The following is a 6876-nucleotide window of genomic DNA, read 5'->3' on the forward strand; positions in this document are numbered from 1 at the left end:
TCTCCAACTTGGCTCATTGTCAGGAATACCAGTTTTAGGTGTTGTCGCTGCTGCGTGTATCTGGTCATGGCAGTGACGGTGTAGCAGTTTGAGATTATTCAGGCTTTGATTGCCATGATTTCCATCTTAGTAGTGTACCTCGATTTGAAATACCCATCCGTCTCCCTGGTTCACTCGCCAATATAGCGACACAATTTGATGGGTATTGAGCCTGGGATGTCTGTGTTTTGCCCAACGCAACAGTTGCCCAGGCGGGTAGTGAGTAAAGAAGCAAATGCTTCTTTACTCACTACCGTAGCGTAATATTGGCACCATCGAGTAATGATTGGGTTGAGGTGAGCAATTAACCCTGCTTGGGTGGTTGCACCATGAGATGACACAATCTTTTTCAATTGTGCCAAGTGGCGATGTTGACTCTGTTGGCTGGGTTTAATCAAGGTCTTGAATCCATGTTTGGAAGCGTATTTGCCTACCGGATATTGTCGCACTGAGAACTCAAGAAAATCAAAACCTGCCTCCCCGTCAAGGGTATGGCTGATTAACGACGGTAAACCCCCGGCAGAGCCGGGGGACTCTCAAAGTTTTACAGTACCAGGAATGTAGGAAAGAGTCTCTGCTACGTGAACCTAATTGGAGGTCACGAAAGGAGACTCAAATGAAAGATATCGGTAGTCTAAGCCACACAAGATGGGAGTGCAAATATCACGTGGTGTTCATTCCCAAGTATCGACGTAAGGCAATTTACTACGAGTTACGGCAACACTTGGGCAAGATTTTCCACCATTTGGCTCGGCAGAAGGAGTGCCGCATCGAGGAAGGGCACTTGATGGTAGACCATGTGCATATGTTGCTCTCTATCCCTCCCAAGTATTCGGTTTCTCAGGTTGTGGGATTTATCAAGGGTAAAAGTGCGATTGCGATTGCTCGAACCTACTTGGGGAAACGGCAGGACTTTACAGGACAGCATTTCTGGGCGAGAGGATACTACGTGTCGACGGTCGGACGAGATGAAGCAATTGTGCGGCAATACATTCGAGATCAGGAGAAGGAGGATCAGCGCTTGGAGCAATTGAAACTATGGAGCGAGGGATGATAGTGAAAAAGCCGCTTTGAGCGGCTCCCATATGCTAAAGCCTCCGGCAGAGCCGGAGGATACTTTTACTTGGCTTTGTCGGAGAAACTAGTGAAGAATAAACGACTAACTCTATCTAAATCGAGTTAAGCAACAAGTCCAAAAATTTGAGACACGAATTCTACTTGTGATCGCACATCGCCACTTTCAACCCCCTGAACCTGTTCTTTACGAAGCATATTCATTAGCCTTTCCGTAGTGATCGGATAAGCCACATTTCTGTCCACATTGAGCACACGGGGTTCCTTGACGTGCTGCGCTTTCAACGTCTTGCGAAAGAATCGTGCTGCGGCTTTGCCGTCTCGTTTCGCACTGAGCATAAAGTCACTGTACACTTGTCCAAGCACTAACGGTTTTATAATTGTAAGATGCAGAAGCTTACGATCACCCGACCTGACGACTGGCATCTCCATCTACGCGACGGCGCGGCGCTGAAAGCGGTTCTACCCCATACGGTGCGTCAGTTTGCCCGTGCTATCATCATGCCAAATTTGAAGCCTCCAATACGCTTGGTAGCTGATGCCGCAGCCTATCGCGATCGCATTCTTGCAGCCATTCCGGCTAGCCAACAGTTCGACCCACTGATGACGCTTTACCTCACTGACAACACAAGCCCCGAAGAAATTATCGTGGCCAAAGAATCTCAGTTTGTCAAAGCGGTCAAGTACTACCCAGCTGGTGCAACAACTAATTCAGACTTCGGTGTGACGGACATTCGCAAGTGCGATCGCGTCTTTGAAACGATGCAGCAGGTAGACATGCCTTTACTGCTGCATGGAGAAGTGACCGATCAAGATGTTGATATGTTCGATCGCGAGAAAGTGTTTATTGAGCGACATTTGATCCCTCTCAAGCAGCGATTTCCTAACCTGCGTGTGGTGCTTGAACACGTTACCACTTCAGATGCTGTGCAGTATGTCCTATCTGCCAACAACATCGCTGCAACGATTACGCCACAACATCTATTGTTTAACCGCAATATCTTATTTCAAGGTGGAATTCGCCCCCATTTCTATTGCCTGCCAATTTTGAAACGTGAGGAGCATCGCCTGTCACTTTTGCAAGCAGCAACCTCTGGTAATCCTAAGTTTTTCCTGGGCACCGATAGCGCTCCTCATTCTCGCAACAGCAAGGAAAGTTCCTGTGGCTGTGCGGGTTGCTATTCGGCTCTACATGCTATGGAGCTGTATGCAGAAGCGTTTGAGAGCGTTGATGCACTTGATAAACTTGAAGCGTTCGCCAGCTTCTATGGTCCAGATTTCTATCAACTCCCGCGCAATACTGAACAAATTACTTTAACCAGAACGACTTGGCGCGTTCCCGATGAAGTTCCATTTACTGAATCCGGGCTTGTGCCCTTACGGGCAGGGCAAGAGATGACGTGGCAAATGGCATGACCCCGGCATGACCTAAACTAATTGCTTTAGGCGAGTGTGTTATAGACACGCTATTTCTAATTATTGATGGAATAACGATCGATGCCACTGCATACTTTGGTGGAATTTCAATGCACATATGAACAGGGTCTGGCATCAGATGTCCCTCGATGATGCGACACTCCTTTTGCCGCGCTAGCTCATGAAAAATCGGACCGAGAAATTTACGAATCTCTCCGAACATCGCCTTACGATGATATTCGGGTATGAATACGATGTGATACTTGCAGTCCCACTTGGAATGGAGAGGCTTTGATACAATTGCGACATGATATTCTCTCCTACGGTTTTGCTTCACCAAGCCACCGTGGGAGCTACTTTACTGCTGCAACGCTCAAAGCTGGTCGAGTCGCACTGGTCGAACCAGTGGCTTACCTCAAGAATTGAGTTATGTTGAATAATCTAAGTACGCCTCGCCAACCTGTCCCTTGATAGCTTAAGTAGGTTCGCACAAGCCATTGTCTGGTTAAACTAATCGGCACCTGAACACAGAGACACCTCAAAAGTCCGAGTCTACCTTGAGTCGCAAGAGCCACCGCCGCAGCCTCATCAATGCCCTTCAAAATCTTGGGCTGTCCGTCGCCGATGTAAAGAAGTGGCAAACTATCCCAAGGGTCAAACTGGATAAACTTGATGGAGAAGTCCCAGCAGGTCCGAAAAAACTGTTGTCCTCGCTCGTTTAACAAACAAGCTGCAAAGCTAAAAATACTGTTGCTGATGCCGACCACATCACACTGACTTAGCATAAAGAAGTCAACATAAAACTCAGCATTAATAGCCTGAAGCTGCGGCAATTCAATAGACAAATCCTTGCAGGTGACAGGGTTAAACTTAGCAAAGGCTGGCAAAACACGCTCTAACTCGTCACTGCACAGAAATAGCACGGGATCGTCAAACTGATCCCATATACTATCAAGCCAGTCACACCACCACGCTAGCGGTACAACTAGGGTAAATCCTGAAAGCGGTAAGCGAACGAAATCACCCCGTCGAACGTGCACCCCAATAATTGTTTTGCCTTGCGATCGCAACTTAGCCAGCCCAACTTCTAGCGCATCCCTGAGATCAGGAACGGGTTGAAACAGCGATCGAAAAAAGGTTTGATGTGGCTGCAAAAAACGAGTGTGAACTTGAAAAAATCCCCACAAATCAACATTGGTTAATCCTTGCTCTAGCGCCTCGACTCCAACGCGAAGACTTGGCGCTCCTGCCATTTTTTCAATGTATGGAATAAACTCTGGAAACGCATCAAACAAGGCTTCACCCTGATCGAGCTGTTCGATTGCGGCAGGTAAACGCTGTGTAATGGGTGGATCAGTATATCCAAATAGTGATTGACCAACCCAAGCTGGGCACTCGACCTGTGCCTTTGATTGCAATGCACAAATTCGTAAAAACGCATACTGAAAAAGCTGATTACCAAATCTTCCTAGCTTCCCCAGTGATGACATCGTGAGTATAGACCGCTCAGATGAAGATGTATCTGTTGCTGTAGTCTCTGTTGGCTGATTGAGAGAATTTATAGCGCGAAAAACTTGATCCGTCTCACTGCGCTTGGAATACTTCAAATCTTTATCCAATGCTGCCTCCCATTTATCGCTTACTTTTAGTACTGACTGCTACATCGTTAGCATTCACCTGACTTAAAACAATCGTCACTAAACTCTCGACAAATCGTTGCTGATCACCTTACACCCATAAATTGCACCGCGCAGAATTGCTCAGGTTTTTCCAAGGTTGCACAAATCCAATTGACTCAGCATCATCAAATGGGAAACGCTATATTGCAGATCAGAAAACCGGATTTATGAGATACACGCTCTAGCACCAGGATGGTAGCTGTAGAGCCATGTTTCAAATTCATTCTGATTCATTTGAGAAGATTCCATCATTTCGTTTAATCTCGTTTCACTATCACGTTGATAAGAGCGATAGCCCTGAATTGAACTGCGATTGTAAACAACTTCTGTACGAGGAAGGCGACTGTTTTCGTAGGACTTAAGAGCTGTTTCTATATTCAATGCAGCAGAAAGACACGCTGCTAGTTCGCAAGCATCCTCAAATGCCAGATTTGCTCCCTGTCCCAAAGACGGAACGACTGGATGAGCTGCATCCCCTAACAGTACTACTCCGCCGTTACTCCAGTGTCGCAAGGGGGGGCGATCGCAAATCGGTCGTTCCACAATGTAATCGGCAGGCGTTGCTTTAATAATTTCGCCTGCGGGTTCTGCCCAATCAGCAAATCGCTCTAGAACACGAGTTTTGGAAGCTGTAGCCCGTTGGTGAACAAAATCATCAGCGGATAGAGCACTAGCGCTCCAGAAGGTGTAACCTCCACCCACATCAACTAGCAGGAAGTTTTTGCCATCAGCTGATGTGAGTAGGGTAGAAGTGTTTGGAGCAAGTTGCTCATGCTCAAACTGGAGAATAGCCCGCCAAGAAACGCGACCAGCATAATTTGGAGAACCGTCGCCGATTAGGTTCTGTCTAACGATAGAGTTAATTCCATCTGCCCCAATTAGCAAATCTGTCTCAACGGTTTTCCCATCTGAAAAAAAGAGCGTAACACTGTCGTCAGATTGCTCAAATCCGACACAGCGCTGCCCAAAATGGATGATATTAGTTGGTAGTGCTGATGCAAGAATTTCTTGGAGACGTGACCACCGAATGTTTAACATTGGTTGCCCATATTGCTGCATAACCGTGATTGGTTTGGATGCGATTGTTTCTCCAGTGCTGCGCTTCAAAGTGAGTGTGTCGAGCTGACTACCTGCTTGTTTCAAAACCTTAACGATGCCCGGATGGATAGCTTCGAGACTGTTTAACCCATTTGGGGTTAAGGTTAAACCCGCCCCAACAGAGCGCAGAGTTTCTGCCCTTTCATAGACTTTCACGTCAAATCCGTGCTTGAGCAGGGCGATCGCAGTTGCTAATCCACCAATGCCGCCACCAATAATGGCAATATTCAAAGGTTTAATCATGTTGCTAGCTCCCAAACTGACATTAAATCCTGAAGTGATCGCTGAACTCAAAAACATCGAATGAGTTCAGTGATCATTAAATAAACAGCATCAGAGTAGAGTTGCGATATATCAGATTCTTCCAATCTTACACAAGAAAGCAGCTCATTAATTTCAGTACCAATCAGAGAAGTTCGGCATTTCTTCGGGCGAAAGGTAAGGGAGCCGTACTAGCGCCTAAAAGGGAGTAGTACTGGGGCACTGGTTATCCATTGTAATGCAGCGTTGGAGATGGGCTACTAACAGAAGCGACACTGAACTGTCACCCTGTCTTCACTTTTTGTCAACGCGTGGCAACAACTGCCAACAGCAATGAAAGTTCAGTTCAAGTACTATCAGACGAAGCTCTACGTCAGGCTGAGGAAATTACTGTAGCTCTCAGTCGAATTCAAGAAATGTCAAACTCGATTCGTAGGGTTGCTGCTAACGCTGAAATAAGTGTACAGCAAGCAACCCAAACGGTTAAAGAGGGTGACGCAGTCATGAACCGGACAGTAGACGGGATTATGGCAATCCGAGAAACGGTTGCAGAAACCTCTAAAAAGGTAAAAAGGTTGGGTGAATCGTCACAAAAGATTTCCAAGGTGGTAAACCTAATTGGCACATTTGCCGCGCAAACCAACCTGCTAGCGCTAAACGCTTCAATCGAGGCAGCTCGCGCCGGAGAGGAAGGACGGGGATTTGCAGTGGTTGCAGATGAAGTGCGATCGCTTGCCCGCCAATCGGCAGAAGCAACCGCAGACATCGAAAAACTGGTGGTAGAAATTCAGAAAGAAACGAATGAAGTGGTTGCAGCAATGGAAGCTGGAACAGAGCAAGTGGTCACTGGAACTCAACTTGTGGATGAAACCCGCCAAAGCCTTAACAAAATTGTGACTGCCAGTGCTCAGATTGGTGCTTTGGTTGAGGCGATCGCTGAAACTGCTGTCACTCAAACTCAAGCAGCAGAGCAAGTATCTCAAACCATGCAAGATGTGGCAGTAATTGCTAACAAAACCTCTGCTGGAGCTACTGAAGTATCAAGCTCCTTTAAAGAGCTGCTGGCAGTGGCACAAGACCTACAGGCAAACGTAGGTCAGTTCAAGGTGAGCTAGCAATCGTAAATCACAATTTGTTGTGTGCGGCACTAGCGCAACACACAACAAAATAGTCTTCTCAATTCTCCACATCTTTATTAGACCTGTCGGGGAATAAGGGAGAATAGGGAACAGTGACGAGATAAGACGATGCTAGACATCCAACGAGTGCTGAACCACGACCGGTTACTGCGGGCACTAACAGGGTTAAA

6 protein-coding genes and 2 pseudogenes are annotated in these 6876 nt (G+C 46.8%); 3 read left to right on the plus strand and 5 right to left on the minus strand.

Annotated elements, in window-relative coordinates; all coding sequences use genetic code 11:
- Positions 1-170: 170 nt before the first annotated feature.
- Positions 171-488, minus strand: a complete 318-nt coding sequence (locus H6G00_RS11475; protein WP_190796817.1) for a group II intron maturase-specific domain-containing protein — start codon at positions 486-488, stop codon at positions 171-173.
- Between the two features lie 167 nt (positions 489-655).
- Here H6G00_RS11475 and tnpA (H6G00_RS11480) point away from each other — a divergent pair, with 167 nt between their 5' ends.
- Positions 656-1093 carry an IS200/IS605 family transposase gene (tnpA, locus tag H6G00_RS11480; protein WP_190796818.1) on the plus strand — a complete coding sequence of 146 codons (438 nt, stop codon included), beginning with the start codon at positions 656-658 and terminating at the stop codon, positions 1091-1093.
- 125 nt (positions 1094-1218) lie between these two features.
- Here the strand turns inward: tnpA (H6G00_RS11480) and H6G00_RS11485 are convergent, their stop codons facing one another.
- On the minus strand, positions 1219-1452 hold the full coding sequence (locus tag H6G00_RS11485; RefSeq protein ID WP_190796819.1) for a DDE-type integrase/transposase/recombinase: 234 nt from the start codon (positions 1450-1452) through the stop codon (positions 1219-1221).
- 48 nt (positions 1453-1500) lie between these two features.
- On the opposite strand from H6G00_RS11485, the gene pyrC reads away from it, so the two are divergent.
- Entirely contained in the window at positions 1501-2529 is a 1029-nt protein-coding gene (pyrC, locus tag H6G00_RS11490) for a dihydroorotase (protein WP_190796820.1), read from the plus strand.
- A gap of 73 nt (positions 2530-2602) precedes the next feature.
- On the opposite strand, the pseudogene tnpA (H6G00_RS11495) reads toward pyrC, so the two are convergent.
- The 3 genes and pseudogenes from tnpA (H6G00_RS11495) to H6G00_RS11505 all read right to left on the minus strand — a co-directional run.
- Positions 2603-2830 (minus strand): annotated as a pseudogene (gene tnpA / locus H6G00_RS11495) (IS200/IS605 family transposase); the annotation flags it as partial.
- Positions 2831-2939: 109 nt separating this feature from the next.
- A complete protein-coding gene (locus H6G00_RS11500; protein WP_199318432.1) occupies positions 2940-4019 on the minus strand; it encodes an alpha-1,2-fucosyltransferase in 1080 nt (359 codons plus the stop codon).
- A gap of 354 nt (positions 4020-4373) precedes the next feature.
- Entirely contained in the window at positions 4374-5549 is a 1176-nt protein-coding gene (locus H6G00_RS11505; RefSeq protein ID WP_190796823.1) for an FAD-dependent monooxygenase, read from the minus strand.
- Between the two features lie 326 nt (positions 5550-5875).
- Between H6G00_RS11505 and H6G00_RS11510 the strand changes: the two are divergent.
- Positions 5876-6682: pseudogene (locus H6G00_RS11510) on the plus strand (methyl-accepting chemotaxis protein); the annotation flags it as partial.
- Between the last annotated feature and the right edge of the window lie 194 nt (positions 6683-6876).

It is taken from the genome of Leptolyngbya sp. FACHB-541, assembly GCF_014695875.1.
Taxonomy (GTDB): Bacteria; Cyanobacteriota; Cyanobacteriia; order Elainellales; family Elainellaceae; genus JAAUTN01.